Genomic DNA, 24,186 nt, shown 5'->3' with positions numbered 1-24,186 from the left:
CCCGGCAGCCCGCCGGCCTCGCAACCGAAGGAGCAAGGACATGCGATTCATGGTGATCGTCAAGGCCAGCAAGGAATCCGAAGCCGGCGTGATGCCGAGCCAGCAGCTGCTGACCGACATGGGCAACTACAACGAGGCGCTGGTCAAGGCCGGCGTGCTGCTCGCCGGCGAAGGCCTGCACCCGAGCTCGAAGGGCGCGCGCATGCGCTTCTCCGGCAAGGAGCGCACCGTCATCGACGGCCCCTTCAGCGAGACCAAGGAGCTGATCGCCGGCTTCTGGCTCTGGCAGGTGCGATCGAAAGAGGAAGCACTCGAATGGCTGCGCCGCGCTCCCTTCGACGATGGCGTCGAACTCGAGCTGCGCCAGGTGTTCGAGATGGACGATTTCGGCGCCGCGCTCACGCCCGAGCTGCGCGAGCAGGAAAAGCGGGTGTTCGACGCGGCCCGCTCGAAGCGGCCTTGAACGCACCGATGGAGGCACGACCATGAAGTTCATGATCATCCGCAAGGCCGACGCCGAGACCGAGGCCGGCGCCATGCCGACCGCACAACTGGTCAGCGACATGATGGCCTACAACAAGGCGATGATCGATGCCGGCGTGATGCTCGACGGCATGGGCCTCAAGCCCAGTGCCAGCGGCGGCGCCCGCATCCAGTTCGCAGGCGGCAAGCCGACGGTGGTCGACGGGCCCTTCGCCGAGACCAAGGAACTGGTTGCCGGCTTCACCCTGATCCAGGTCGGATCGCGCGAGGAAGCGCTCGAATGGGTCAAGCGCTGGCCGCCGATCGACGGCCACGGCAAGGTCGCGCTGGAGCTGCGCCAGGTCTACGAGGCGGAAGACTTCGGTGCCGAGTTCGCGCCCGAGATCCGCGAGCAGGAAGCGCATCTGCGCGAACGCGCCGCGGCCCGCGATTGAGACGACGGCGCATGGACGCGACCGAGACGCACCGCACGATCAACGCCGTCTGGCGCATCGAGTCGGCCCGCATCATCGGCGCGCTGGCGCGCCAGGTGCGCGACGTCGGCCTGGCCGAGGAACTGGCGCAGGACGCGCTGCTCGCGGCCCTCGAGCAATGGCCGCGCGAAGGCATCCCCGAGAATCCCGCCGCCTGGCTGACGGCGGCCGCCAAGCACCGCGCGATCGACCTCCTGCGCAAGCGCACGCTGCACGCCCACAAGGAAGGCGAGATCGCCCGCGAGATCGATGCCAGGCACGCCATCGCCGCCGCGGACTTCGCCGACGCGGTCGACGCCGCCCTCGACGACCAGGTCGGCGACGACCTGCTGCGGCTGGTGTTCACGGCCTGCCATCCGGTGCTGTCGCCGGAAGCCCGGGTCGCCCTGACCCTGCGCCTGCTGGGCGGGCTCACCACCGACGAGATCGCGCGCTCCTTCCTGGTGCCCGAATCCACGATCGCACAGCGCATCGTGCGCGCCAAGCGGACGCTGGCCGCCGCCCGCGTGCCCTTCGAGGCGCCGCGCGGGCCAGAGCTCGGCGCCCGCCTGTCCTCGGTGCTCGAAGTCATCTACCTGGTGTTCAACGAAGGCTACGCAGCCACCGCCGGCGAGGACTGGATGCGGCCCGCGCTGTGCGACGAAGCCTTGCGCCTGGGGCGCATCCTGGCCGAACTGATGCCCGACGCGCCGGAGGTGCATGGCCTGGTCGCGCTGATGGAGATCCAGGCCTCGCGGGCCGCCGCGCGGGTCGATGCCGATGGCGAACCGGTGCTGCTGCTGGCGCAGAATCGCGCCCGCTGGGATCGGCTGCTGATCGGTCGCGGCCTGGCGGCGCTGGCGCGGGCGGAGCAGCTCGGCGGCGCGCTCGGCCCCTACGCCCTGCAGGCCGCCATCGCCGCCTGCCACGCCCGCGCGCAGGAGGCAGCGCAGACCGATTGGCCTCGCATCGCGGCGCTCTACGAGGCATTGGCCCAGCTCGCGCCGTCGCCGATCGTCGAACTGAACCGGGCAGTCGCGCTGTCGATGGCCTTCGGTCCGGCGGTCGGGCTCGAGCACGTCGACGCGCTGCGATCGGCGCCGCAGCTGCAGGGCTACCACCTGCTGCCGAGCGTGCGCGGCGACCTGCTGGCCAGGCTGGGCCGACATGCCGAGGCCTGCGAGGAGTTCAAGCGGGCCGCTGAACTCACGCGCAACGCGCGCGAGCGCAAGCTGCTGCTGGCGCGCGCGCGGAGCGCCGCGGACGGCTGAAGCGCTACTTCTTCGCCACCGCCCCGGTCGCGACCTGGGCCCGCAGTTCCTTGAGCTTGGCCTTCATGCGGCGCTCGTTGACCGGACCCATGCGCACCAGCATCTTCTGGCCGGCCGAGAGCGATTCGAGCTTCGGATCGACGAATTCGTAGCTGACCCAGGGCTGCCCGCCCGCCATCTCGCCCTTCACTGCGGTCAGCTTCACCTGCACCGGGCCCTGGGGTTCCGGGGCTTGCAGCAGGTGGTCGATCACGGCGACGAGGCGGTCGTTGAAATAGCGGTTCGGGTAACCCAGCTCTTCGTAGGCCTGCTGGAACAGCGGATAGAGCCGGGCATAGAGCGCCGCCGCCCGGGCGCTGTCGACCGATTCGGCGAACAGCACGAATGGCGTGTAGCGGCTGGCGTTGTCGATCCCGATGGTCTTGACCTCGCCGTTGCCCTGGACCTCGAAGGCCTTGGGCGCGCGCTGGGTCGGCCACATGCGCGACGAGGCCTGTGCGCGCGGCAGGTTGTCGACGGTGGCGACGAAGTGGCGCACGAAGCCGCTGGTGTCGAGGAAGGAGGCCACCGCCTTCTTGCCCAGCAGCTCGTTGAGCGCCGCAGCGACGCGGCCGTCGGCGTCGTTCAGGGCCGGCAGTGCCGCATCGGGCTGGGCCAGGGCATCGACCAGGTTCTGCGGGCCGGTCGCGACCGGGGCCGGGGCTGGCGCATCGGCGGGCCGGTCGGGCGGGGGCGGTGCGCTGGCGGCAGACGGCGCCGGCGGCGGCTCCTTCTGCAGGGACCATCGCCACCAGCCGAAGGCAGCGGCGAGAATCACCACCACGACGACGACCAAGGTCCAGACCGAGGACTCGCGCGCTGGCCTGAAATCTGCTGGGTCCCTTTCGGGCATGGTCGAATCCTCCTTTGAATCACGGGCGTTGCATGCGGTCCATTGGAAACCACGCCGGCGCCTCGTGCCGTAACGCCCTGTGACCGTCAAGGAATCCGAATGGACATCGACTTTTCCGCTCTCACCGAATACCAGCGCTACAAGCTCATGGCGAGCCTGATCGTGCCACGCCCGATCGCCCTGGTCACCACCCTCGGCGCCGACGGCGTCGTCAACGCCGCGCCCTTCAGCATGTTCAACATGCTCGGCGAGGAGCCGCCAATCGTGATGATCAGCGTCAACCGGCTGCAGGACAACGCGCTCAAGGACACGGCCGCCAACATCGTGCGCACCGGCGAGTTCGTGGTCCACCTGGCCGACGAGGACATCGCCGAGCAGATGCACCGCTGCGGCGACCGCCATCCGCCGCACGTGAGCGAACTCGATGTGGTGGGCTTCACGCCGCTGCCGAGCCGGGCCGTGAAGCCGCCGCGCATCGCCGAGGCCCCGGTGGCGTTCGAGTGCACGCTCTGGGAGACGCTGGAGACCGAGAGCCGGCAGATCTTCATCGGCCAGGTGCGCTGGATGCACGCGCGCGACGAGCTGATCGACACCGACGCCTGGCGCGTCCGGCTGCAGAACTACTTTCCGGTCGGCCGCTTCGGGGCCAGCTTCTACGTGAAGACGCGCGAGCGCTACTCGCTGGCGGCGCAGGAGCAGACGCGCAGCACGCAGATCGACGAGATGTAGGCGTGTCGCGACTCAGCGCAGCCTCACCACGTGCGCGGTGCGCGGGTCGACGCGGCCCCCGTGCAGGTCGGCGATCACCTGCTGCGCGGCCTCGAAGCCCTGGCTCTGTGCCAGCGTCATCCAGCGATTTCCCGGCCGGCTCAGCTCGGCGATGAAACGGCCCTGCGCCTCGTTGAAGCGCCGGTTCACTTCCTGGGGGCCCCAGTCGGCGTTGCGCTTGCGGATCTGCACCGGCGCGAAGTAGAGCAAGGGTTTCGGGCCCGGCAATGGCGACTCGGCCAGGAAGGCGGTCTTCTGCGCCGAGCCCGCATAGCAGTCGTAGACCAGGGCCGCACCGAAATGGTGGTGGACCGTGGCGCGCAGGTCGTCGTCGCCGGCGAAGTCGACATAGAGCGTCGGCACCTCGGCGGGCAGCCGCACCGCGCCGGCATACGAAAGCACCTGGTCGTAGCAGCCGAGGTTCTCGACGAAGCCGCGGTTGCGCTCCGAGGTCAGCGCGACCAGGCTGCGCCCGTCGCGCCGGCGCAGACAGAAGGCCGTGCCGTAGGCGGTCTTGCTCGAGGCGCTGGACACGACCACCTGCCGGGCGCCGAAGAAGGCGTTGTCCTCGAGAAAATCCGCCAGCATGAACGAGGTGATGAACAGCGGCCGCACCAGCATCTGGTAGTCCTCGAGCGCCGGGTCGTAGCCGGCATCATGGCTGCAGCGCATGTACTGGTTGTAGGCGGAGACCAGCTCGCCGCGGTGCGGCGCGCCGTCGTAGAAGCCGCGCTCGGTCACGCGCACCGGCGACATGCGCAGGTGGCTGGCGATCGGGAAGTAGCCGTAGAAGCGTTCGCCGACCGCGACGCCTTCGACCGTCGAGGCCACCACGTCGGCAAAGCCCCAGGCCGGCATGTGGCCCCAGGCCTCGTCACCGGTCGGAAAGAACGACCAGTACTTCATCATGGCGTCGCCGAAGGCCGCATAGGTGATGTTGTTGGTGGTGAGCGAGAAGCGGTCGATGCGCAGCAGCACCTCGCCGGGCGCCAGCGTGCCGGCGTCCGGAGCGCTGCGCAGGCGGGTGGTGCCGAGCGCGTCCTTGCGGGTTTCGAGACGGGTTAAAGTGAAAGCGTCGTTCATGTCTGGCCTCAGGTGATTCGGGGCCGATCCCCTTGCCGAAAAATGTATCGCCCTCCCTCCAGCCGCGGGTTCGGAAAAAAGGCGCCGGCCGCCGCACCTAGCTCCAAGCCCCTGAAACGCCCGACGCAGGCCCGCGGCAAGTTCACCGTGCAGGCCATCTACGACGCCTTTGTTCGGATTTGGGAGGCCGAGGGCTGGGATGGCGTGACGACCCGCGCCGTGGCCCTCGAAACCGGCATCGCGGTCGGCACGCTGTACGACTACTTCCCAGACAAGGAGGCGCTGCTCTCCGGCTACGTGCGCCACTGCGTCGAAGCCCTGCTGGCGCGGCTCGACGCCGACGTCGTCGCGCCGCCCGCGGCCGCACTGGCTGCGCGCGAGCGCATCGCGCGACTGGTGCGCATCACTTGCGACAGCCGGCTCGACGGCCTGCCGGCCTTCGATCACGGCATGCTGCTGCTCGAACACCGCGTGGCCGAGCCCAAGCATCACCTGCGCGTGTACGACGAACTGGCGACCCGCTGGCTGCAGGCCTTCGCCGCCTGCGGGTTGCCCGATCCGCCCACGGACGCGACGGTCCACGCCCTCTTGACCGCCGCCTGGGGCGGGCGGCGCTATCGCCTTCTGCGGGGCTTGGGCAGCGGCACGCCCGACGATGCGGCGTGGGTCGCCGAGATGGACGAGATCGCGTGGCGCAGCGTGGCCGCGCAGCGGAGCTGACGTTCGCCAGACGAAAAAAAAGCCACCCGTCGGGTGGCTTCTGCATCGAACAAACCGGTTGAACCGGCTGTGATGCTTCGCGTATCCAAAATTCTCAAAATCTGGAGCGGGAGAAGAGTCTCGAACTCTCGACCTCAACCTTGGCAAGGTTGCGCTCTACCAACTGAGCTACTCCCGCGAAGCCTTCGATTATAGAGCATTTTTTTCCTGTTCTTCACCAGCCGGCAAATGAATTTGTCCGGTCCGCAGATCGAACTCGAACACCTCGCCGTAGCGGCCCCATTCGATCGCGGTCCGCAGCACCCGTTCGGCGGTCGCGCGGTCCAGGCTTTCTTCCAGCAGATCGAGGAAAGGCTCCTGCGGCAATTCGCCCGCGGGCGCCTGCTCCAGGCTGTGGCGGATGTGGGCCGCGAGCGGCACGTGGGCCAGCAGCTGCTGGCCCAGCAGCTGCTGACGCAGCGTGTGCGCACCCGCGACGTAGTGGCGGCCCAGTTCGGTCAAGTGCAGGTCGCCATCCGCCAGTTGCGCGAAACCCAGCAGCGCCAGCGCCTGCGCCAGCGGCAGCAGGTCGTGGTCGGTGAGCTCGGCCTCTTCGGCCAGCTGCGGCAGGTCGGCACGGCCTTCGCGGCCGTCTTCCACCAGCATTTCGAGCAGGGCTTCCATGCGGCCGATGTCGGCATCGGGCAGCCGGTCGCCCAGGTGCATGCGCACCGGCTCCTCGGTTGCGCGGCCGGCCACCGGCGCACTGGCCGTCATCAGCGCGTAGGCCTCGTCGATCAGCGCCCTCACTTCGAGGCTGTCGACGTCGCGGGGCCGTGCCAGCCGGATCGGCAGCTCGGCGCGCACGCGGCCCGGGTCGGCGGCGAAGATCAGCACCCGGTCGGCCATCAGCACCGCTTCCTCGATGTTGTGGGAGACGATCAGCATCGCCTTGGTCGGCATCTCGCCCCCGCTCCACAAGCGCAGGATGTCGTCGCGCAGGCGCTCGCCCGTGAGCACGTCGAGGGCCGAGAAGGCCTCGTCCATGAGCAGCACCTCGGGCTCGATCACCAGCGCCCGCGCGATGCCCACCCGCTGGCGCATGCCGCCCGACAACTCGCGCGGCAGGGCGCCCTCGAAACCCGCGAGGCCGATGAGCTCGATCGCCGCATTGGCGCGCCGGGCGCGTTCGGCCGGCGCGACACCGCGCGCCTCGAGCCCGAGCTCGACGTTCTGCTGCACCGTGAGCCAGGGAAAGAGCGCGAACGACTGGAACACCATCGCGATGCCGCGCGCCGGCCCGTAGAGCGGCTGGCCACGGTAGCGCACGCTGCCGGCATCGGCGCCGATCAGGCCCGCGAGGATTCGCAGCAGGGTCGACTTGCCCGAGCCCGACTGGCCCAGCAGCGCCACGATCTCGCCCTCCGCCAGGCGGAAGTCGACGCCTTCGAGCACCGATCGCGCGGCGCCGTCGGCCGAGCGAAAGGACTTGCCCACGCCCTTGAGTTCAACGATGGCTTCGGCCATGGGCCCTCCTCGCGCGTTGGTCATCAGAAATGCATCCGGTTCTCGGCCAGTTCATAGAGCCGGCGCCAGACGAAGTGGTTCATGCCCATGACGAACACGCACATCACGCCGATACCCAGCGCGATGCGCGGGAAGTCGCCGATGGCCGTCATGTGGGCGATGTAGCTGCCCAGGCCCGCCGCCTGCAGCGTGGTGTCGCCCCAGGTGACGTACTCGGCCACGATGCTGGCGTTCCAGGAGCCGCCGCTGGCCGTGATGGCGCCGGTGACGAAGCTCGGGAACACCGCCGGCAGCAGGTAGCGCCGCCATTTGAGCCAACCCGTGAGCCCGAGGTTGCTGGCCGCATAGCGCAGCTCGGTCGGCACGGTGGAGGCGCCCGCGATCACGTTGAACAGCAGGTACCACTGCGTGCCCAGCACCATCAGCGGCGCCAGCCAGATGTTGGGGTTCAGCTGCCAGCGCACGATGAACAGCACCGCCACCGGGAACATCAGGTTGGCCGGGAAGGCGGCCATGAACTGCGCCACGCCCTGCAGCCGTCCGGCCCAGCGCGGATTCATGCCGATCCAGATGCCGATCGGCACCCACACCAGCGCCGCCAGCGCGATCAGCACCACCACGCGGATCATGGTGTAGAGCCCGAGCACGAACACGTGGGCCACCTCGGACCATCCGACCTCGGCGTGGATGAAGCGCACCAGCCAGACCACGGCGAGCAGCACCGCAGCGGCCAGCACCGCGTCCCAGGCACGGCCGACGGCCGGGTTCGGCGTGCTCGGCCGGGCCTTGATCGAGGTGCCGTCGTGGTCGCGCCGGAACAGCAGCAGCGAGCGTTCGAGCACCCGCGCCGCGGCGCCGATGCCTTGGCGGATGCGTTCGGTGCGTCGCAGCCAGGTCAGCAGCCAGGAGCGCGGCGCGTCTTCGCTGCTGCCCTCCTCGAAACGGAACTTGTCGGCCCAGGCGATCAGCGGCCGGAAGAAGAGCTGGTCGTAGAGCGTGATCCCGATCAGCATGCCGCCGATGGCCCAGCCGATGGCGCCGAGGTCGCGGGCCTGGATCGCCATCGCGATGTAGGAGCCCACGCCCGGCAGCATGATGCTCTGGTTGGACACCGAGATCGCCTCCGAGGCGACCACGAAGAACCAGCCGCCCGACATCGACATCATCATGTTCCACAGCAAGCCGGGCATCGCGAACGGGAGCTCGAGCCGCCAGAAGCGGTGCCAGGCCGAGAGCTGGAACACCGAGGCGGCCTCGCGCAGCTCGGACGGCACGGTGCGCAGCGACTGGTAGAGGCTGAAGGCCATGTTCCAGGCCTGCGACGTGAAGATGGCGAAGATCGCCGCGCACTCGACCCCCAGCAGGTTGCCCGGGAACAGCGCGATGAAGCCGGTCACCGTGATCGACAGGAAGCCGAGGATCGGGATCGACTGCAGGATGTCGAGCATCGGCACCAGCACCTTTTCCGCCGCGCGATAGCGGGTCGCGAGCACCGCGAAGGCGCAGCTGAACAGCAGCGAGGCCCCGAGCGCCAGGAACATGCGCAGCGTGGTGCGCAGCAGGTAGTACGGCAGCTGCCACGGGTCGAGGCTGATCGGCAGCGGCTGGCCGAGCTCGTAGGGCCGTGCCATCTGGGCGCCGCCGTAGGCCAGCGCGAACAGCGTGGCCAGCACCAGTGGCAGCAGCGCCCAATCCCAGCGGTTGCCGCCGGACGCGACGGCCTGGCGCGGAAAAAAGCGTTTGTCGAGCATGAGCGGAGGCGGAAGGGGTTCGGTTCACGGACCCGGTCCGCGGCGCGGCGCCATTGTGCCTTCGCCAACGGACCCCAGCCTGACCGCTCGCGCCCCGCCTCGCGGTGCAGCGGAAAAGCTACAGCGGAAAGGCCTGCAGCCCCGGCTGGCCCTCGGCACCCTGCACCGGCGTGTGGGCCGCGTTCATGATCCAGCAGACCATCGCGAAGTACCCGACCAGGGCCGACAGCTCGACCACCGCCGCCTTGCCGAAGCGGGCCTCGGCCGCTGCGTAGGTCGGCTCGCTGACGCCATGGTGCCGCAGCAGCTCGAGGGCGAAGTCGAGGCCCAGCTGCTCATCCTCGGCCAGCGGTGCCGCGCGGCGGCCCAGGCGAAGCGCCTCGACCGCGCCCGCATCGACCCCGGCCTTGACCGCCGCGCCCGCATGCAGCACCCATTCGAACTGGTTGCCGACATGACGCGCGACCGCGCAGATCACCAGCTCGCGCACGCGCGCATCGAGCGCGCTGTCGAAGCGCAGGTACTCGCCCAGGCTGCCGATGCGCTCCATCAGCACCGGGCTTTGCAGCAAGGGAACGAAGGGGCCGAAGACGGCCTTGCGCGGCCCGTCGATCAGCGCTTGCGCGGCCGCGCGCTGGGCCTCTGTCATGGCTTCGGCGGCAGGCAGTGGCAGGCGCTCGGCCCAGGGTTCGGTGTGGCCTTGAGGGATGAGCATGCGGAGTCCTTTCAGTTCGGTGAGGGTCGGGCGCTGCGCGGCGCGCGCAACAGCCATGCGGCACTGGCCAGCAAGGTGACGGCGCCCGTCGCCAGTGCGATGAAGAGGCCACCGAAGCCCGCTGCGCCGCCGCTCAGGGCGGAGGACAGCACCGGCCCGGCCATCTGGCCGATCGCGAAGGACGCCGTCATGCGTCCGAGCGCTCGCGCGGGATCGCCCGTGGCGCCGGCCCGCGCCGCCTGGATGCCCGCCATGGTGGCGACCATGAAGGTCCCGCCCACCAGCAGCGCCGCCGCGAGCACCGTGCCCGCGGACAGGTGCAGCACCGGCAGCAGGCAACCCAGCGCCATCAGCAGATGGCTGCCCGCCAGCACATGGCGGCGCGACAGGCCCGACAGCAGAGCGCCCGCCAACAGCGTCGACAACGCGGCCGCGGCGCCGAAGACCGGCCAGGCGGCACCGAACACCGCAGGGTTGTCGACCACCGCCCGCGCCAGCACCGGCAGGAAAGTGGCCGGCAGGATGTAGCCGAAGCCGAGCATGCCGTAGCAGATGACCAGGTCCCACTGCGAATCGCCCGGCGCTGCGCTTGCGGGTCCGGTGCCCGGCGCAGCGGCCGCCACGGCCAGGGGGCCGGCCTCGCGAGGCATCAGCGCCGCCACGATGATCGATCCGACGAGTGCCAGCAGGCCGAGATGCAGCCACAGGCGATCGGGCGCAATGTCGGCCGCGCCGGCACGCCAGCAGTACAGCCCCGCCAGCGCGATGCCGGCCCCGACACCCGCATAGACCATGCCGGCGCCGTTCGGCCGGCCCAGGCGCGCCAGCCACGACAGGCACCAGACGCTGGTGCTTACCAGCGCCCAGGCGCTGGCGACGCCGGCGATGCCGCGCAGCAGCAGCCAGGCCGCGAGCGAATCGACCAGCCCCATCGCCGCCGTCGACCCGACGATCACGGCCAGCGACAGCAGGCCCGTGCGTTGCGGCGACAGCGGCAGCCGCGCCGCCGTGAGCGCACCGAGCAGGTAGCCCGCATAGTTGGCCGCCGCCAGCCAGCCGCCGGCGCCGACGTCGGCGCTGCCGGCGCGGATCATCAGCGGCAGCATCGGGGTGAAGGCGAAGCGGCCGATGCCCATCGCGATCGCCAGCGCCAGCAGGCCAGCGCCGCAGACTGCGAACAAGGAGGGCCGGCCGAGGGCGATGGAAGGGTTCGACATGGCTCCAGATTGGACGCAAAATCGCCTCATTCGACAAATGAATTATTCTGAATATTCATTCTTTTTATGAGAACCATCGACCTCGACTCCCTGGAGATCTTCCGCACCGTCGTGGCCGAAGGCGGCGTGATCCGGGCCGCCGACAAGCTCAACCGCGTGCAGTCCAACGTCACGACCCGCATCCAGCAGCTGGAGGAGCGCCTGGGGCAGAAGCTGTTCCATCGACAGGGCCGCTCGCTCGCGCTGGCACCGGCCGGCCACAAGCTGCTGCCCTATGCCGAGCGCCTGCTGCGCCTGGCCGACGAGGCCGAAAGCGAATTGCGCAGCGACCTCCCCTTCGGCACCTTCAGGCTCGGCTCGCTCGAAAGCACGGCGGGCAGCCGGCTGGCGCCGGTGCTGTCACGTTTCCACAGGCTCTATCCGGGGGTGGTGGTCGAGCTGGCGACCGGCACCACGGGCGCATTGCTCAAGCGGGTCAGGGCCTTCGAGCTGGAGGCCGCGTTCGTGTCCGAGCCCTTTGCCGCGCCGGAGCTCGAATCGATGCCGGTGTTCGACGAAGAACTGGTGCTCATCACGGCGCGCAGCGTGGCCGCCGTGAGCCGCGCCGGCGACCTGGCCGATGCGACCCTGATCGCCTTCGCGCCGGGCTGCTCGTACCGCCGCTTGCTCGAGCAATGGCTGGTCAAGGGCGGCGTCTCGGCCTCGCGCTCGCTGGAGTTTTCTTCCTACCAGGCGATGATCGCCTGCGTCGCCGCCGGCACCGGCTTCGCGATCGTGCCGGTGTCGGTGCTGAAGGCGCTGCGCGCCACCGCCGATGTCCGCCAGCACCCGCTGCCGGAGCGCATCCGCGGCAACCGCACGCACCTGGTCTGGCAGGGCACGCCATCGGTGGCGCTGGCCCGGCTCATCGAGATGCTGCAGAAGCCCTGACGCGCGCTTGCAGGGCTGCAGGCCTCAGGCTTCGGCCGTGCGGGCCGGCTCGGCGCCCGCGATCTGCCGCAACGCGCGCTCGAACACTTCGACCGGCTGGCCGCCGGAGATCAGGTGCTTGTTGTCGATGATGATCGCCGGCACCGAATGGATGCCCGCATCGGTGTAGAGCCGCTCGCGCTCGCGGGTCTCGGCGGCGTATTCGTCGCTCGCCAGGATGCTCCGTGCGCGCTCCGGATCGAGCCCCGATTCGGTGGCCAGGCGCACCAGCACCTCGGGGTCGGACGGATTCTCGCCATCGGTGTGGCACGCTTTGAGCAGCGCCTTCTTGAGCGCCGCCTGTTTGGCCAGGTCTTCCAGCTCCGCCCAGTGCAGCAGCCGGTGGGCATCGAAGGTGTTGTAGATGCGCGGGCGCCCGCCCTCGCTGAAGGCAAAACCGACGTCGGCGCCGCGGGCACGGATCGCGGCACGGGCCTGGGCCTGCTGCTCCCGGCTCGACCCGTACTTCTGGTTCAGGTGCTCGAAGGTGTCCTGGCCTTCGGGCGGCATCTGCGGATTCAGCTCGAAAGGCTGGAAGCGCAGTTCGGCGGTGACCTCGGGGGCGACGTTGCGCAGCGCGGCTTCGAGCGCGCCAAGCCCGACGGCGCACCAGGGGCACGAGACGTCGGACACGAAATCGATGTGGAGTCGGGTGGTAGGCATGGTTGCGATGATGGGGCCGGCAACGCTTTTTTCAAGCGCCGGGCGACGGATTCCCCTGCCCTCGTTGCGGCATCGCCGGGGCGACCAGCTCGCGCCCGAACTGCGCCACCAGGCCGCGCAGCCAGCGATGGGCCGCCGAATGGTGGACCCGGTCGTGCCACAGCTGGTAGAAGCGCATGCGCGGGAAGCCCGCCGGCGCTTCGAGCAGCGCCAGCGGCAGCAGCCGCGCGTGGTACTCGGCGAAGTGCCGCGCGGTGGTGAACAGCAGCCGGGTGCTGGCCGCGATCGACGGCGCCAGCCCGAAGTAAGGCACCTGCACGCGGGCGTCGCGCCCGAGGCGGCGCTCGCCGAGGTAGGTCTCGACCACGCCGCGCTGTGCCATCGCATAGGGCACCGGCACCACATGCCCTGCTGCCAGGTAGTCGGCCTCGCTGACCTGCGTGGCGCCCTGTGCCAGCGGATGGTCGCGGGCCATCAGGCAGACGAGCTCGTCCTCCAGCAGCAGCGAGATGTGCAGGTGCTCGGGCGGTGAAGGCCAGTTGCCGATCACGAGGTCGAGTTCGTCGTCGCCCAGCGCACGCTCGAAGTCGAAGGTCGGGCCGAGCGCACGCAACTCGATGCGGCAACGCGGCGCCTCGGCGCCCACGTGCTGCGCCAGCCGCGCGATCCATGAGGGCGCGATGTAGTCCGGCGAGGCGATCCGGAAACGCTGCTCGGCCTCGGACGGGACGAAGGCTTCGGGCTCGACCAGCAAAGCTTCGAGTTCGCCGAGCGCACGCCGCGCCTGCACGGCGAGGCCGGCGGCGCGGGCGGTCGGCACCATCGCGGTGCCGTCGCGCACCAGCAGGGCGTCGCCGAAGATGTCGCGCAGGCGCTTGAGCGAGCCGCTCACGGCGGGCTGCGTCTGGCGCAACCGGGCGGCGGCACGCGACACGCTGCGCTCCTCCACCACCGTGGCGAGCACGCGCAGCAGATGGCCGTCGAGTAGATCGACGCCGCGTTGCATGGTGTTTTCCCTTAGTTCGGGTCTATCGATATGTCCGATGCAGTCTATAGCGATTCGCATGCCGGCACGCTATCGACAGTCCGGGGGTGCGCTGGCCCAATCCATGGACGCATCCGACGCCCCACCCGAATCCCGTCAAGGAGTTGTTCATGGCCACCCTGGAAGTTCCGCAACATGCCGTGCCCACCGCGCCGGCCAACGCGCTCGACGCGGCCTACAGCCGCATCACTTGGCGCATCATTCCGTTCATCTTCGCGCTCTGGGTCCTGGCCTGGGTCGACCGCGTCAACGTCGGCTTCGTCAAGCTCACCATGCTCGACGAACTGGGCTGGAGCGAAGCGGTCTACGGGCTGGGCGCCGGCATCTTCTTCCTCGGCTACTTCTTCTTCGAAGTGCCGTCGAACCTGCTGCTGCAAAGGATCGGCGCCAAGAAGACCATCATGCGCATCACCATCGGCTGGGGCATCGTCTGCGTCGCGACGATGTTCGTGAAGACGCCGGCGATGTTCTATTTCCTGCGCTTCCTGATGGGCGTGTTCGAGGCCGGCTTCTATCCCGGCATCATCCTCTACCTCACCTACTGGTATCCGAGCGAGCGGCGCGCCAAGGCCTTCGGCATCTTCATGTCGGCCTCGGCCATTGCCGGTGTCATCGGCGGGCCGCTGGCCGGCGGCATCATGAACAACATGCACGGCCTGAACGGCTGGTCGGGCTGGCAATGGGTGTTCCTGATCGAGGGCATCCCCTCGGTCCTGGCCGGCTTCGTGACCTGGTTCTACCTGACCGACCGGCCCGAGCAGGCCCACTGGCTCACCGCCGAGCAGCGCCGCCTCGTGCACGAAGACATGGCACGCGACAACAGGGCGCTCGGCCATCGCGAAGAGAGCCTGATCGCCTCGCTGAAGGACCGCCGCATGTGGCTGCTGATCCTGATCTTCTTCTGCATCATCGCGGCCAATTCGTCGCTGACCTTCTTCGGCCCCTCCGTGGTCAAGGAAGTGGGCTTCACCAACCCGGCGACGGTGGGCTGGATCATGGCCGCCTCGTACCTCTGCGGCGCCGTCGGCATGATCTGCAACGGCCTGCACTCCGACCGGCAGCAGGAAAGCCGGCTGCACTGCGCCTTCGCGGCGGCACTCGGCGCGATCGGCCTCGCGCTTACGGCGCTCTTCATGAAGCAGAGCCCGATGATCGCGCTGGCCGCGCAGACGCTGGCGATCGTCGGCACCATGAGCGCGATCCCGGTGTTCTGGCAACTGCCGGGCCGCTTCCTCGCCGGTGCGGCCGCGGCGGGCGGCGTGGCACTGATCAACTCGATCGCCAACCTCGCCGGCTTCGGCGCCCCTTCGATGATGGGCGCCATCAAGACGTCGACCGGTCTGCTCTCGCCGGGGCTCTACATCGTGGCGGCGGTCGAGGTCTGCGCCGCGATCCTCATCATCGCCTTCGTGCCGCGTTTCGCGAAGAAGGCGGTGACGCGATGAGCGCCGTCATGCATGTCTCCGAAGCGCCGGCGTTGAGCCTGTCGGATATCAACCGGCTCGACCGCGTGCGCTTCGTCGCCGCACTGGGCGGCGTGTTCGAGCACTCGCCCTGGGTCGCGACCGAGGTCTGGGCCGAGCGGCCGTTCGCGAGCATCGACGATCTGCACCGCGCGATGATCGGCGTGGTGCGGGCAACCTCACGCGAGGTGCGCATCGACTTCCTGCGCATGCACCCGGAGCTGGCCGGCAAGGAGGCCCAGGCCGGCACCATGACCGGCCACTCGACCGCCGAGCAGGCCGGCCTCAATGCCTTGACGCGCAACGAGTTGCAGATGCTTCGTCGGCTCAACGCGGCGTACGCGGCGAAGCATGGCTTCCCTTTCATCATCGCGGTGCTCAAGAACACGCGCTCGCAGATCTTCGAGGCGCTGCGCACGCGCATCGAGCGCGACACCGACACCGAGCTCGATGCCGCCCTCGAACAGATCTCGATCATCACGCGCCTGCGCCTGGGCAGGCTGCTGGCCCATTGAACGGAGCTACCGCGCCATGACCTCGCCCACCCTCACCCGCCGCGCCTTCCTGCCCGCCGGTCTCGCACTCGGCAGCCTTGCGGCCGGCGCTGCGACAGCACAGAACGCGCCGACCGCGCTCGCGACCGCGCCGGTGTCGCAGATCGACCTGAGCCCGCGCCTCACGATGCATGCGATCGACACGCACAACGGTTCGCCGGGTGCCGGCATGAAGGTGCAGCTCTCCAGATACGACGGCGATGACTTGCAAGTGCTGCGCCGCTTCGAGACCAACAAGGGCGGCCGCACCGACGAGCCCTTGCTGCTCGATGCGACCTACCAGCCCGGCCGCTACGAGCTGCTGCTGCAGCTGGACGACTACTTCGCCGCGCGCGGCACGACGCTGCCGAAGCCGAATTTCCTCTCGCAGGTGCCGGTGCGCTTCCGCATCACGAACCCGACGGAGCGCATCCACCTGGCGATCCTGTTCACCCCCTGGGGCTACTCGTACTACCGCGGCAGCTGATCCGCCGATCGACAAGGAGACAAGCACATGGCAGGCATTTCCACGCATGTCCTGAACAGCGGCACGGGCCGCCCCGGCGCCGGCATGCGCATCGATTTCTCGGTGCGCGACGGCGACGGCTGGAAGCTGGTGAAGACCCTCACCACCAACGCCGACGGCCGCACCGACCAGCCGGTGCTCGCGCCCGACGCGGCGAAGGTCGGGCAGTACGAGCTGCTGTTCCACGTCGGCGACTTCTTTCGTCGCCAGCCTGGCGCCGGCAACGACATGCCCTTTCTCGATACCGTGCCGGTGCGCTTCGCGATCTTCGACACGCAGCAGCACTATCACGTGCCGATGCTGTGCACGCCGTGGAGCTGCTCGACCTACCGCGGCAGCTGAGCGATAGCGCCGCAGTGCATCAAAGACTGCGCCAGAAATCGACGAGCAGTTGGGTGAACGCCTCCGGCCGCTCGACCGCGCTCAAGTGAGCGGCTGCTATGGTGGCCAGACGCGACCCCGGAATCGCCGCCACCATCGCCTCGGACATCGAGGGCGGCGTGGCCTCGTCGCGCGTGCCGGCGATCACCAGCGTCGGCACGGGGATGCGCCGGTTGCTCTCGCGGAAGTCGATCGCCGCCACGGCCTCGCAGCTCGCGATGTAGCCGGCCGCATCGGTGCGCAAGAGCATGTCGCGCAACTGCCGGGCCGCCGCGGCGCCTTCGGGCGTCGCCACGTAGCCGGGTGTGAGCCAGCGTGCCACTGCACCCTCGGCGATGCCCGCCACGCCTTGCGCCCGCACCGTCTCGATGCGGGTGCGCCAAGGGGCGGCATCCGGATAGTGGGACGCCGAATTGGCGATCACCACGGTCTTCAGCAACTCGGGACGACGGGCCGCCAGCGCCTGGGCCACCATGCCGCCCATCGACAGCCCGACGAAATGCACCGGCTCGCCCTCGGCCTCGCGCTCGATCAGCGCGGCCGCGTCGTCCGCCAGGTCCTGCATCGTGACCGGCCCGGCCACCGACTCGGAGGCCCCGTGGTTGCGGTGGTCGTAGCGCAGCACCGAGTGGGCCCGCGCCAGCAGCGCCGCCGCGCCGTCCCACATGTGGAGGTCGCAGCCGAGCGCATGGCTGAGCACGACGATCGGGCCACCGCCCTCGCGGACAAGGTTCAAGCGGATCATGGGCTTTCCTTTCTAGGATGCGACAGCGGCAGACGGGGCAGCCAGACATAGGCGATCAGCACCAGCGCGGCGCCGGCCAGCGCCATCGGCACCACCATCGGCCAGGCGCCGTGGCTGAGTTCGGGATCGACGAAGCCGGCGGCCACCTGGCCGACGACGAAAGCCACCGCCATCATCGCGAATCCGGACCACGACACCGCGCGCCCCGCCAGATGCGGCAGGTCGCCGACCGCGCCGGCCTGGCCGCAGGGCTGGTGGATGCCGTGGCCGATGCAGTAGATCGCATGGCCCAGCAGCAGCGGCCAGGCCGTGCGCGGCAGCAGCCAGCAGCCCAGCGCCTGCACCAGCGGCCCGGCGAGGCTCAGCAGCGAACCCATCTGCACCGCGCGCACCGCCCCCACGCGCCGCAGCAGGCGACGGCACAGCGTGGTGCTGAAGATGTAGACCAGCGAGCCGCCGGCCGGGATCCATCCGTACCAGGCGGGAGAGAAGCCCAGGTAGCTGATGTAGACCATAGGCGACAGCAGCAGGAAGCAGAAGATTCCCCCGTAGGTGGCGGCGGCCAGCGAGGCCCAGGCGCGAAAGCTCGCGCTGGCGAAGACTTCGCGCAGGCTGCCCTTGGGCGCGGAGGGGCCGGCGCTGTCGGCGCGCGTTTCGTCGAAGCCGCGCCAGCATAGAAGCCAGAGCAGGAATGCATATGCCGCCATCCCTCCCAGCACCCAGCGCCAGCCCGCGGACTGCACCGTCCAGGCCCCCATGAGCGGCGCCAGCAGGCCCACCACGCCGAGTCCGGTGAGGCCGCGCGCCATCACGTGCGGCCCCTCGTGGGCCGGATAGAGGTCGCGCACCGCGGCCCGCGCGCAGACCAGGATCGCCGCCATCGAGAAGCCCTGCAGCGCCCGGCAGGCCACCAGCATCGGGATCCCGCTCGACAGCGCGCAGCCCAATGCCGCCAGCGCATAGCTGGCGAGGCCGACCAGCAGCACCGGGCGGCGCCCGAACCGGTCCGACAGCGGGCCGCAGGGCAGCTGGCCGAAGCCGAAGGCAAGCACGAAGACAGTCAGGCTGGCGCTGGCCGGGCCCAGGTCGCGCGTGATCGCCGGCAGTGCCGGCAGGTAGCTGTCGGTGGCGACCGGCTGCGCCGCCAGCAGCAGCGGCAGCAGCAGGGCGAACGAGATGCCGCGGCGGGCTGCGGCGGAAGTCATCCCGCAATGTCGCTTGGATCGACGGGTTCGGAGGCTGACTGAAGGACCAGCACCTGCGCCAGTGCCTGCACACCGGCGGCCTCGGCTTGCGCCGGGTCGAGGCGCAGCTGTTCGATATTCGACAGCATCCGCGCGGCATCGACCTGCAGGCCGGGCAAGGCGTCCGCCAGCGCCCGCGCGCTGCCGTGCGCCGACATCAGGAGCTGGGGCCATTCGGCCAGCTCCGCCTGCCAACTGCCCGGCGAATGCGCCTGCGGCATGCCGGCCAGCAGCGCCGCCACGCGCTGCGGCGCGCGCTGCGCGGCCGCCAGCGCGACCACCGACGCCGGTCGCTGGCCGCGAGCGGGATCGCCGCCCTCCGCCAGCTCGCCGACCTCGGATCGGGCCAGCAGCGCGATGTCGCTGGCGACCCGGCCCAGGCTGCCGATCAAGAGCCCCAGTTCGCAGCCGAGTGCGATCCAGTCGTCGCGCTCGCTGCGCCCGTCAGCCCCCGGGTCGCGCAGGCCGAGCGCCTCAGCCAACTGCCGGCGCACCACCGCGCCCTGCCCCTGCATCCGGTCGTCCACACCGTCGCCGGCGCCGAACCGCACCTGCAGCGCCCGGCGCGCGGCCCCGGCCAGCCGCTCGCGGCGGCGGGCGAGCGGCGCCGCCCAGTCGACGCACACCCGCCCGAAACTCGTGACCGTGTCCGGCTGCCCCAGCGGGCGCGCGAGCATCGGCGTGGTGGCATGGCGCTCGGCTTGCACGAGCAGCGCCTGGACGGCGCGGGCCAGATCGGCATCGACCAGCGCCACGGCCTCGCGCGTCAGCAGCGCCATCGCACTGTCGACCAGTTCCTGGGCGCCGCAGCCGAAATGCACGAAAGGCACCGCGTCGGCGTTGAAGAGGCCGACCGCCTCCTTGAGGCTGTGGACCAGCGGGTCCGCGATGCTGCCGGCGCGGCCGCTGTCTCGAACGATCTTGGCGACGTCGAACAGCTCGACCTTGCAGCTGCCGGCGATCGACGCGGCGGCCGAGGCCGGGATCAGCCCGAGCCGGGCCTGGGCGCGTGCCAGCGCGGCCTCGAAGCGCAGCATCGCGTCGACCACGCTGCGATCGCCGAAGACGCCGCGCATCTCGGACGTGGAAAGCACCGCCTCGAAGAGGCTCATGACGTTCAGTAAGCCAGCGTCGCCACCGCCCGCAAATCTTCCGGCGTGGCGCTGCCGAAACCGAAGAACTCCAGGTAGGCCGGAATCATCTCGAACAGCATGTCGGTGCCGACCTGCACTGCGCAGCCCTTGTCGCGCACTGCGCGCAAGAGCGGCGTGTATTCGCTCTTCATGACCACTTCGCCAACGAAGGTGGACGGCGCGATGCGCGCGACGTCGAAGGGGAGCGGATCGCCCTCCTTCATGCCGAGCGGCGTGGCGTTGACCACCAGGTCGAAGCCGGCCGGGTCGTTGGAGCCGGTCGTGACCACCAGTTGCGGGTAGTGCGCGCGCAGGCGGCCGGCGAGCGCCTCCGACGAGGCGGCGCTGCTGTCGTAGAGCGCCATCTGCGCCACGCCGGCCGCGGCCAGCGAGGCGGCGATCGCCGAACCGACGCCGCCGCTGCCCGACACGAGCACCCGCGCGCCTTCCAGCGCGCGGCCCTTGCGCTGCACGCCGCGCACGAAGCCGGCGCCATCGAACTGGTCGCCCAGCAAGCTGCCGTCGGGCCGCTTCAGGATCGCGTTGCAGGCGCCGGCGATCTTCGCGGTCGGGGTCGCCTCGTCGACCAGCGACAAGGTCGTGATCTTGTGCGGCATGGTGACCAGCGCGCCGCGGATATTGGTCAGCTTGAACAGCGAGGCCAGCACGCCGGCGTAATCCTCGGTCTTGACGCCCATCGGCATCACGACGGCGTCGATGCCCTGCCGGTCGAACCAGGGGTTGTAGATCATCGGAGCCTTGAAGCTCTCGGTCGGGTAGCCCAGGTGGGCGATCAGGGTGGTCTTGCCGGAAATCATGGGGATGTCGTCCTTCGGTCGGCCGGCCTCGCGCCAGCCACATGCGATTCGCTGATCCAGCGCGCGCTCTTCATCGCGCGCTGGCCGATGACCATCGGGTCGGAGTTGACGTAGTCGTCGTTGAAGACCTCGAAGGTGTAGTGGCCGTGATAGCCCTTGTCCTCGAGCAGCTGCACCAGGTCGCGCACGTCGTGCAGGCCCTCGCCCGGGAACAGGCGCTGGTGGCGGGCCAGCTCGATCATGTCGGCCTGGCGGTCGCTGTACTCGAAGAAGTAGTCCGCCAGCTGCACCAGGAAGATCTTCTCGACCGGCACCTCGGCCAGTTGCGCCAGCATCTCGGCGCCGTCGTCGCCATGCACCGACATGTGGAAGAAGTCGAGATTGAGACCGACATTCTCGCGGTCGCAGCGGCGCACGATGTCCCAGGCCTGGTGCCAGCGGTTCACGTGGCGGCCCCACGAAAGCGCCTCGTAGCAGATGCGGATGCCCAGCGGCGTCGCCAGCGTGGCGAGCGTGCGCAGGTCCTCGGCGGCGCGCTCCGGATCGTCGATCGCCAGCGGCGAGGTGGTCGAGCAGCACAGCAGCAGGTCGGTGTCGACCAGCGCCATCTGGCGCAGCTGCTCGCGCGCCATCTCGAGCCGGTGCGGGCGCATCGCGTCGGGCGCGCACTCGAAGTCGCGCAGCGGCTGGAAATCGGTGACCTTCAGCCCGCTCTGCTTCACGAGCTGAGCCGCCTTCTCGACCCCGGCCGGATGGTTGATCAGGTCGCGCGCCCACAGCTCGACGCCGGCGAAGCCGGCCGCCTTCATGCATTCGAGCTTGTGGCCGAGCTCGCCGCCCATCGTGACAGTGTTGAAGCCGAAGCGGTCGAGGGCGATGGCCATGGCAGTCCCTGGTTCGGAAGATTCGGTTGTCAGGCCACGAAGCGCAGCTGGGCGCGCCGGGGCACATCGACGAGTTCGGGCTCGGGCTTGAGCTCCAGCACGGTGGGCCGGCCGTGATCGAACAAGGGCCAGTGCGGCAGGCCCTCGCCGTTGGGGTTCCCGGTCTTGGCGAACCGGATCCAGCAGCCCTGCATGAGGGCTGTCATGCGGTCGTCCTCGGCCCCCCAGTCGCGCGTGAGTTCGCGCGTGGTGCCGAAGACGTACGGGTACTCCGAGCTGTGGAAGACGCCGAGCGCCATGGCCGGATCGGCCTCGCGATAGCGCTGGCCCGGCCGGAAGGGCTGCAGGTGCGCGAAGTGATAGACATAGGTCGGCGCCCGCAGGGCCTGGGCACGCGCGGCCGCATGCACGCCGCCGGCGAAGAGGCCGTCGCCGAACAGCGCCCGGCTCGACGCCGCCGCCTGGGCGTCGTCGTTGGCGGGGTAGAAGGCTTCAGCCTCGCCGGCGCGCTCGCCGAAGCGCCGCTTCAGCTGGGCCCGGAATGCCTCGGCACTGGCCGCCGCCGGGAAGGCCGTGCCTTCGTCGCGGTTCCAGCCGGTGAGAAAGGGCACGGCCTGCTGCTCGCCGGCGCCGAAGGTCTCGGCCAGGGTGCGGGTCAGGAAGCGGCCGTCGACGATCGGCATGAAGCGCGTGCCCTGCGCCAGGTAGCGCTGCAGCAGCTGCTCCGCGGTCAACGCGCGCAGCGAGGCGATGGCGTCGCCGTCCGCGAAGGCCAGCCCCTGCGCTTCGCCGGCCGCCAGGTCCTCGGTCGGGCTGATGCCGAAGCTCTGCGCGATGGCGTGCCTGAACAGGCCGCGCGCCTCGGGCGAGGCCATCAGGGCCACGACCCCGTGGCCGCCGGCGGACTGCCCGAACACCGTGACCTTGGCGGGGTCGCCGCCGAAGGCCGCGACATTGCGCTGGACCCAGCGCAGGGCCGCCGCCATGTCGAGCAGGCCGTAGTTGCCCGAGCTGCCGCCCGCCTCCGCGCTCAGTTCCGGATGCGCCATGAAGCCGAAGGGCCCGAGGCGGTAGTTGATCGTGACCAGCACCACGCCCTGCCGGGCGAGATCGCCGCGCACGAAGACCGGGTTGGCGGCCGAGCCCTGCTGGAAGGCACCGCCATGGATCCAGACCATGACCGGCAGCGCCTCGTCGGCCGCTGCCGCGGGGGTCCACAGGTTCAGGCAGAGGCAGTCCTCGCTCATCGGCTGCACGCCCGAGAATTCCGCGTAGACCGAATCGGCGGCACGGCCCGGCTGCACGCACTGCGGCGCGAAGCGGTCGGCCCGGCGCACGCCGTCCCAGGGCACCACGGGCGCCGGCGGGCGCCAGCGCAGGTCGCCCACCGGCGGCGCCGCGAAGGGCACGCCCAGGTAGGCCCGCACGCCGGTGGCGGCGTCGCGCACGCCGGCCAGCAGGCCGCCGTCGACGCGCACCGTCTCGGCGCCGGGCACGGGCGCGGCGGCCAGCGACGGCATCGGCTGTTGCGGATCGTGGCGCATCAGGCGAAGGCCCTCGCGTTCTTGCCGAGTTCGTGCATCGGCACCTTGTAGGTCTCGCGCGCCGTCAAGATCGAGATCGCTGCGATCACGCAGGACGCCGTCACCAGGGCGGCCACCGGCATCCAGCCGTTCGGGCCTTCGCCCATGATCGCGGCGCTGATGGTGGGCGCGAAGCCGCCGAGCGCGAAGCCGATCTGGGTGCCGATGGCCATGCCCGAGAGGCGCACGCGGGTGTCGAACATCTCGCCGTAGAGCGAGGGCCAGATCGCGTTCGAGGCGCTGTAGACGATCCCCGAGGTGAGCAGGCCGAAGATGAAGATCAGCGTCAGGTCGCCGCGGCTGATGGCCCACAAGGTCGGCCAGATCAGCACCGCGCAGCCCAGCGCGCCGAAGATGAAGACCGGCCGGCGGCCGATCCGGTCGGCCAGGATCGCCCACAGCGGGATCGCGGCCAGCGCCACCACGTTGCTGCAGACCAGCAGCGTCAGCATGGTGGCGCGCGGGATGTGCACGGTGTTGACCGCGTAGGACAGCACGAAGAGTCCGAAGATGGTGCTCACCACCGACACCAGGGCGCCGAAGATCACGCGCAGCACGGCCGGCGTGTGGTCGCGGAACAGAACGGCCGCGGGCAGCTTGACGGTCTCCTTGGCATCGGCCTCTTCCTTGAAGGCCGGTGTCTCGGGCAGCGTGCGGCGGACCCAGAAACCCACCGCCACCACGATCGCGCTCAGGAAGAACGGAATACGCCAGCCCCACGAGAGCAGCTGGTCCTCGGGCAGGGCCGAGATCGGCAGGAACACGATGGTCGCCAGGATGAAGCCCATCTGGGTGCCGCTCAAGGTGAAGCTGGTGTAGAACGCGCGCCGGTGCGCCGGTGCATGTTCGAGCGTCATCGAGTTGGCCCCGGCCTGCTCGCCGGCCGCCGACAGTCCCTGCAGCAGGCGCAGGATGACCAGCATGATCGGCGCCGCCATGCCGACCTGGTTGTAGGTCGGCAGCAGGCCGATCAGGAAGGTCGAGATGCCCATCAGCAGCAAGGTGAAGGTCAGCACCTTCTTGCGGCCGAACTTGTCGCCCACGTGGCCCATGAAGAAGGCGCCGATCGGACGCGTGATGTAGCCGACGCCGAAGGTCGCGAAGGCGGCCACGGTGGCCAGCTTCGGGTCGATCGACGGAAAGAAGATCTTGCCGAACACCAGCGCCGCCGCCGTGCCGTAGATGAAGAAGTCGTAGTACTCGACCGCGCTGCCGATCCAGCTCGCGAAGGCGGCCTTGCGCGGCGTCTTGAGCCCTTCGGGCTCCGGCTGCGTCGCGCGCGCGTCCGCCGCGTTGAGGGTGATGGCCATCGTGCTTGTCTCCTTGGGAAGTGCTGGAATG

Annotated in this window: 25 protein-coding genes and 1 tRNA gene; 10 read left to right on the top strand and 16 right to left on the bottom strand. The window is 69.8% G+C overall.

The genetic code is table 11. The features are described from left to right. Nucleotides 1-40: 40 nt before the first annotated feature. From QZH52_RS31655 to QZH52_RS31645, 3 genes are read left to right on the top strand one after another with little or no spacing between them, the layout of a single operon-like run. Entirely contained in the window at nucleotides 41-463 is a 423-nt protein-coding gene (locus tag QZH52_RS31655; RefSeq protein WP_301815050.1) for a YciI family protein, read from the top strand. A 22-nt stretch (nucleotides 464-485) separates the two neighbouring features. Then, complete coding sequence (locus QZH52_RS31650) at nucleotides 486-917, top strand: YciI family protein (RefSeq protein ID WP_286524597.1); 432 nt, start codon at nucleotides 486-488, stop codon at nucleotides 915-917. Nucleotides 918-928: 11 nt separating this feature from the next. After that, on the top strand, nucleotides 929-2,206 hold the full coding sequence (locus QZH52_RS31645) for an RNA polymerase sigma factor (protein ID WP_301815048.1): 1,278 nt from the start codon (nucleotides 929-931) through the stop codon (nucleotides 2,204-2,206). Between the two features lie 4 nt (nucleotides 2,207-2,210). Here the strand turns inward: QZH52_RS31645 and QZH52_RS31640 are convergent, their stop codons facing one another. Next, nucleotides 2,211-3,098 (bottom strand): DUF3014 domain-containing protein, encoded by an 888-nt coding sequence (locus QZH52_RS31640; protein ID WP_301815047.1) that lies wholly within the window; start codon nucleotides 3,096-3,098, stop codon nucleotides 2,211-2,213. A 99-nt stretch (nucleotides 3,099-3,197) separates the two neighbouring features. Between QZH52_RS31640 and QZH52_RS31635 the strand changes: the two genes are divergently transcribed. Continuing rightward, nucleotides 3,198-3,827 (top strand): flavin reductase family protein, encoded by a 630-nt coding sequence (locus QZH52_RS31635; RefSeq protein WP_301815046.1) that lies wholly within the window; start codon nucleotides 3,198-3,200, stop codon nucleotides 3,825-3,827. Between the two features lie 12 nt (nucleotides 3,828-3,839). Here the strand turns inward: QZH52_RS31635 and QZH52_RS31630 are convergent, their stop codons facing one another. Continuing rightward, on the bottom strand, nucleotides 3,840-4,949 hold the full coding sequence (locus QZH52_RS31630; RefSeq protein ID WP_301815045.1) for a DUF2855 family protein: 1,110 nt from the start codon (nucleotides 4,947-4,949) through the stop codon (nucleotides 3,840-3,842). Between the two features lie 42 nt (nucleotides 4,950-4,991). On the opposite strand from QZH52_RS31630, the gene QZH52_RS31625 reads away from it, so the two are divergent. Continuing rightward, nucleotides 4,992-5,669: a TetR/AcrR family transcriptional regulator gene (locus QZH52_RS31625; RefSeq protein ID WP_301815044.1), complete on the top strand. Its 678-nt coding sequence runs from the start codon at nucleotides 4,992-4,994 to the stop codon at nucleotides 5,667-5,669. 102 nt (nucleotides 5,670-5,771) lie between these two features. Here the strand turns inward: QZH52_RS31625 and QZH52_RS31620 are convergent. From QZH52_RS31620 to QZH52_RS31600, 5 genes are all read right to left on the bottom strand, one after another. Beyond that, nucleotides 5,772-5,847 (bottom strand) — tRNA-Gly (locus tag QZH52_RS31620). An 11-nt stretch (nucleotides 5,848-5,858) separates the two neighbouring features. Beyond that, the gene (locus QZH52_RS31615; RefSeq protein WP_301815043.1) at nucleotides 5,859-7,175 is read right to left on the bottom strand and encodes an ABC transporter ATP-binding protein; all 1,317 of its coding nucleotides are present in this window, start codon (nucleotides 7,173-7,175) and stop codon (nucleotides 5,859-5,861) included. Nucleotides 7,176-7,198: 23 nt separating this feature from the next. Beyond that, nucleotides 7,199-8,926 carry an ABC transporter permease gene (locus QZH52_RS31610; protein ID WP_301815042.1) on the bottom strand — a complete coding sequence of 576 codons (1,728 nt, stop codon included), beginning with the start codon at nucleotides 8,924-8,926 and terminating at the stop codon, nucleotides 7,199-7,201. 118 nt (nucleotides 8,927-9,044) lie between these two features. Next, the gene (locus QZH52_RS31605; protein WP_301815041.1) at nucleotides 9,045-9,641 is read right to left on the bottom strand and encodes a carboxymuconolactone decarboxylase family protein; all 597 of its coding nucleotides are present in this window, start codon (nucleotides 9,639-9,641) and stop codon (nucleotides 9,045-9,047) included. A gap of 11 nt (nucleotides 9,642-9,652) precedes the next feature. After that, nucleotides 9,653-10,858 (bottom strand): YbfB/YjiJ family MFS transporter, encoded by a 1,206-nt coding sequence (locus QZH52_RS31600; RefSeq protein ID WP_301815039.1) that lies wholly within the window; start codon nucleotides 10,856-10,858, stop codon nucleotides 9,653-9,655. Between the two features lie 66 nt (nucleotides 10,859-10,924). Here QZH52_RS31600 and QZH52_RS31595 point away from each other — a divergent pair, with 66 nt between their 5' ends. After that, entirely contained in the window at nucleotides 10,925-11,788 is an 864-nt protein-coding gene (locus tag QZH52_RS31595; RefSeq protein WP_286532523.1) for a LysR family transcriptional regulator, read from the top strand. A 24-nt stretch (nucleotides 11,789-11,812) separates the two neighbouring features. Here QZH52_RS31595 and QZH52_RS31590 read toward each other — a convergent pair whose 3' ends face one another. Both QZH52_RS31590 and QZH52_RS31585 read right to left on the bottom strand, forming a co-directional pair. Further along, nucleotides 11,813-12,490: a DsbA family oxidoreductase gene (locus QZH52_RS31590; RefSeq protein ID WP_301815036.1), complete on the bottom strand. Its 678-nt coding sequence runs from the start codon at nucleotides 12,488-12,490 to the stop codon at nucleotides 11,813-11,815. Nucleotides 12,491-12,521: 31 nt separating this feature from the next. Beyond that, nucleotides 12,522-13,496, bottom strand: coding sequence for a LysR family transcriptional regulator (locus tag QZH52_RS31585; protein ID WP_301815034.1), 975 nt, complete (start codon nucleotides 13,494-13,496; stop codon nucleotides 12,522-12,524). A 149-nt stretch (nucleotides 13,497-13,645) separates the two neighbouring features. Here QZH52_RS31585 and QZH52_RS31580 point away from each other — a divergent pair, with 149 nt between their 5' ends. The 4 genes from QZH52_RS31580 to uraH (QZH52_RS31565) are packed head-to-tail and all read left to right on the top strand — an operon-like array spanning nucleotide 13,646 to nucleotide 16,399. After that, entirely contained in the window at nucleotides 13,646-14,980 is a 1,335-nt protein-coding gene (locus QZH52_RS31580) for an MFS transporter (RefSeq protein ID WP_301815033.1), read from the top strand. Next, complete coding sequence (uraD, locus tag QZH52_RS31575; protein WP_301815032.1) at nucleotides 14,977-15,513, top strand: 2-oxo-4-hydroxy-4-carboxy-5-ureidoimidazoline decarboxylase; 537 nt, start codon at nucleotides 14,977-14,979, stop codon at nucleotides 15,511-15,513. The genes QZH52_RS31580 and uraD overlap by 4 nt, the downstream gene beginning before the upstream one ends. A gap of 16 nt (nucleotides 15,514-15,529) precedes the next feature. After that, nucleotides 15,530-16,018 carry a hydroxyisourate hydrolase gene (gene uraH, locus QZH52_RS31570; RefSeq protein ID WP_301815031.1) on the top strand — a complete coding sequence of 163 codons (489 nt, stop codon included), beginning with the start codon at nucleotides 15,530-15,532 and terminating at the stop codon, nucleotides 16,016-16,018. A gap of 27 nt (nucleotides 16,019-16,045) precedes the next feature. Next, a complete protein-coding gene (gene uraH / locus QZH52_RS31565; RefSeq protein ID WP_301815030.1) occupies nucleotides 16,046-16,399 on the top strand; it encodes a hydroxyisourate hydrolase in 354 nt (117 codons plus the stop codon). Nucleotides 16,400-16,418: 19 nt separating this feature from the next. On the opposite strand, the gene pcaD is transcribed toward uraH (QZH52_RS31565), so the two are convergent. Genes pcaD through QZH52_RS31530 form a run of 7 tightly spaced genes read right to left on the bottom strand, consistent with a single transcriptional unit; the run spans nucleotide 16,419 to nucleotide 24,155 of the window. After that, nucleotides 16,419-17,183 carry a 3-oxoadipate enol-lactonase gene (gene pcaD, locus QZH52_RS31560; protein WP_301815028.1) on the bottom strand — a complete coding sequence of 255 codons (765 nt, stop codon included), beginning with the start codon at nucleotides 17,181-17,183 and terminating at the stop codon, nucleotides 16,419-16,421. Next, nucleotides 17,180-18,388 carry a multidrug effflux MFS transporter gene (locus QZH52_RS31555; protein ID WP_286532505.1) on the bottom strand — a complete coding sequence of 403 codons (1,209 nt, stop codon included), beginning with the start codon at nucleotides 18,386-18,388 and terminating at the stop codon, nucleotides 17,180-17,182. The genes pcaD and QZH52_RS31555 overlap by 4 nt, the downstream gene beginning before the upstream one ends. After that, nucleotides 18,385-19,539, bottom strand: coding sequence for a lyase family protein (locus tag QZH52_RS31550; RefSeq protein ID WP_301815026.1), 1,155 nt, complete (start codon nucleotides 19,537-19,539; stop codon nucleotides 18,385-18,387). The genes QZH52_RS31555 and QZH52_RS31550 overlap by 4 nt, the downstream gene beginning before the upstream one ends. A 5-nt stretch (nucleotides 19,540-19,544) precedes the next feature. Further along, complete coding sequence (locus tag QZH52_RS31545) at nucleotides 19,545-20,378, bottom strand: shikimate dehydrogenase family protein (RefSeq protein ID WP_301815025.1); 834 nt, start codon at nucleotides 20,376-20,378, stop codon at nucleotides 19,545-19,547. After that, nucleotides 20,375-21,262 (bottom strand): sugar phosphate isomerase/epimerase family protein, encoded by an 888-nt coding sequence (locus QZH52_RS31540; protein WP_286532498.1) that lies wholly within the window; start codon nucleotides 21,260-21,262, stop codon nucleotides 20,375-20,377. Before QZH52_RS31540 ends, QZH52_RS31545 begins: the two co-directional genes overlap by 4 nt. A 29-nt stretch (nucleotides 21,263-21,291) precedes the next feature. Beyond that, a complete protein-coding gene (locus tag QZH52_RS31535; RefSeq protein ID WP_301815022.1) occupies nucleotides 21,292-22,806 on the bottom strand; it encodes a carboxylesterase/lipase family protein in 1,515 nt (504 codons plus the stop codon). Beyond that, on the bottom strand, nucleotides 22,806-24,155 hold the full coding sequence (locus QZH52_RS31530) for an MFS transporter (protein WP_301815021.1): 1,350 nt from the start codon (nucleotides 24,153-24,155) through the stop codon (nucleotides 22,806-22,808). Before QZH52_RS31530 ends, QZH52_RS31535 begins: the two co-directional genes overlap by 1 nt. Between the last annotated feature and the right edge of the window lie 31 nt (nucleotides 24,156-24,186).

Origin of the sequence: Variovorax ginsengisoli (assembly GCF_030486595.1) — a bacterium.
GTDB classification, from domain to species: Bacteria; Pseudomonadota; Gammaproteobacteria; order Burkholderiales; family Burkholderiaceae_C; genus Variovorax; species Variovorax ginsengisoli_B.
The sequence above is the reverse complement of the archived record's forward strand: the minus strand, read 5'-3'. Positions and strand labels throughout refer to the sequence as shown.

Coding starts and splice junctions, on each gene's coding strand:
- QZH52_RS31655 (WP_301815050.1), top strand. CDS start 41: ATGCGATTCATGGTGATCGTCAAGGCCAGCAAGGAATCCGAAGCCGGC.
- QZH52_RS31650 (WP_286524597.1), top strand. CDS start 486: ATGAAGTTCATGATCATCCGCAAGGCCGACGCCGAGACCGAGGCCGGC.
- QZH52_RS31645 (WP_301815048.1), top strand. CDS start 929: ATGGACGCGACCGAGACGCACCGCACGATCAACGCCGTCTGGCGCATC.
- QZH52_RS31640 (WP_301815047.1), bottom strand. CDS start 3,098: ATGCCCGAAAGGGACCCAGCAGATTTCAGGCCAGCGCGCGAGTCCTCG.
- QZH52_RS31635 (WP_301815046.1), top strand. CDS start 3,198: ATGGACATCGACTTTTCCGCTCTCACCGAATACCAGCGCTACAAGCTC.
- QZH52_RS31630 (WP_301815045.1), bottom strand. CDS start 4,949: ATGAACGACGCTTTCACTTTAACCCGTCTCGAAACCCGCAAGGACGCG.
- QZH52_RS31625 (WP_301815044.1), top strand. CDS start 4,992: ATGTATCGCCCTCCCTCCAGCCGCGGGTTCGGAAAAAAGGCGCCGGCC.
- QZH52_RS31615 (WP_301815043.1), bottom strand. CDS start 7,175: ATGGCCGAAGCCATCGTTGAACTCAAGGGCGTGGGCAAGTCCTTTCGC.
- QZH52_RS31610 (WP_301815042.1), bottom strand. CDS start 8,926: ATGCTCGACAAACGCTTTTTTCCGCGCCAGGCCGTCGCGTCCGGCGGC.
- QZH52_RS31605 (WP_301815041.1), bottom strand. CDS start 9,641: ATGCTCATCCCTCAAGGCCACACCGAACCCTGGGCCGAGCGCCTGCCA.
- QZH52_RS31600 (WP_301815039.1), bottom strand. CDS start 10,858: ATGTCGAACCCTTCCATCGCCCTCGGCCGGCCCTCCTTGTTCGCAGTC.
- QZH52_RS31595 (WP_286532523.1), top strand. CDS start 10,925: ATGAGAACCATCGACCTCGACTCCCTGGAGATCTTCCGCACCGTCGTG.
- QZH52_RS31590 (WP_301815036.1), bottom strand. CDS start 12,490: ATGCCTACCACCCGACTCCACATCGATTTCGTGTCCGACGTCTCGTGC.
- QZH52_RS31585 (WP_301815034.1), bottom strand. CDS start 13,496: ATGCAACGCGGCGTCGATCTACTCGACGGCCATCTGCTGCGCGTGCTC.
- QZH52_RS31580 (WP_301815033.1), top strand. CDS start 13,646: ATGGCCACCCTGGAAGTTCCGCAACATGCCGTGCCCACCGCGCCGGCC.
- uraD (WP_301815032.1), top strand. CDS start 14,977: ATGAGCGCCGTCATGCATGTCTCCGAAGCGCCGGCGTTGAGCCTGTCG.
- uraH (WP_301815031.1), top strand. CDS start 15,530: ATGACCTCGCCCACCCTCACCCGCCGCGCCTTCCTGCCCGCCGGTCTC.
- uraH (WP_301815030.1), top strand. CDS start 16,046: ATGGCAGGCATTTCCACGCATGTCCTGAACAGCGGCACGGGCCGCCCC.
- pcaD (WP_301815028.1), bottom strand. CDS start 17,183: ATGATCCGCTTGAACCTTGTCCGCGAGGGCGGTGGCCCGATCGTCGTG.
- QZH52_RS31555 (WP_286532505.1), bottom strand. CDS start 18,388: ATGACTTCCGCCGCAGCCCGCCGCGGCATCTCGTTCGCCCTGCTGCTG.
- QZH52_RS31550 (WP_301815026.1), bottom strand. CDS start 19,539: ATGAGCCTCTTCGAGGCGGTGCTTTCCACGTCCGAGATGCGCGGCGTC.
- QZH52_RS31545 (WP_301815025.1), bottom strand. CDS start 20,378: ATGATTTCCGGCAAGACCACCCTGATCGCCCACCTGGGCTACCCGACC.
- QZH52_RS31540 (WP_286532498.1), bottom strand. CDS start 21,262: ATGGCCATCGCCCTCGACCGCTTCGGCTTCAACACTGTCACGATGGGC.
- QZH52_RS31535 (WP_301815022.1), bottom strand. CDS start 22,806: ATGCGCCACGATCCGCAACAGCCGATGCCGTCGCTGGCCGCCGCGCCC.
- QZH52_RS31530 (WP_301815021.1), bottom strand. CDS start 24,155: ATGGCCATCACCCTCAACGCGGCGGACGCGCGCGCGACGCAGCCGGAG.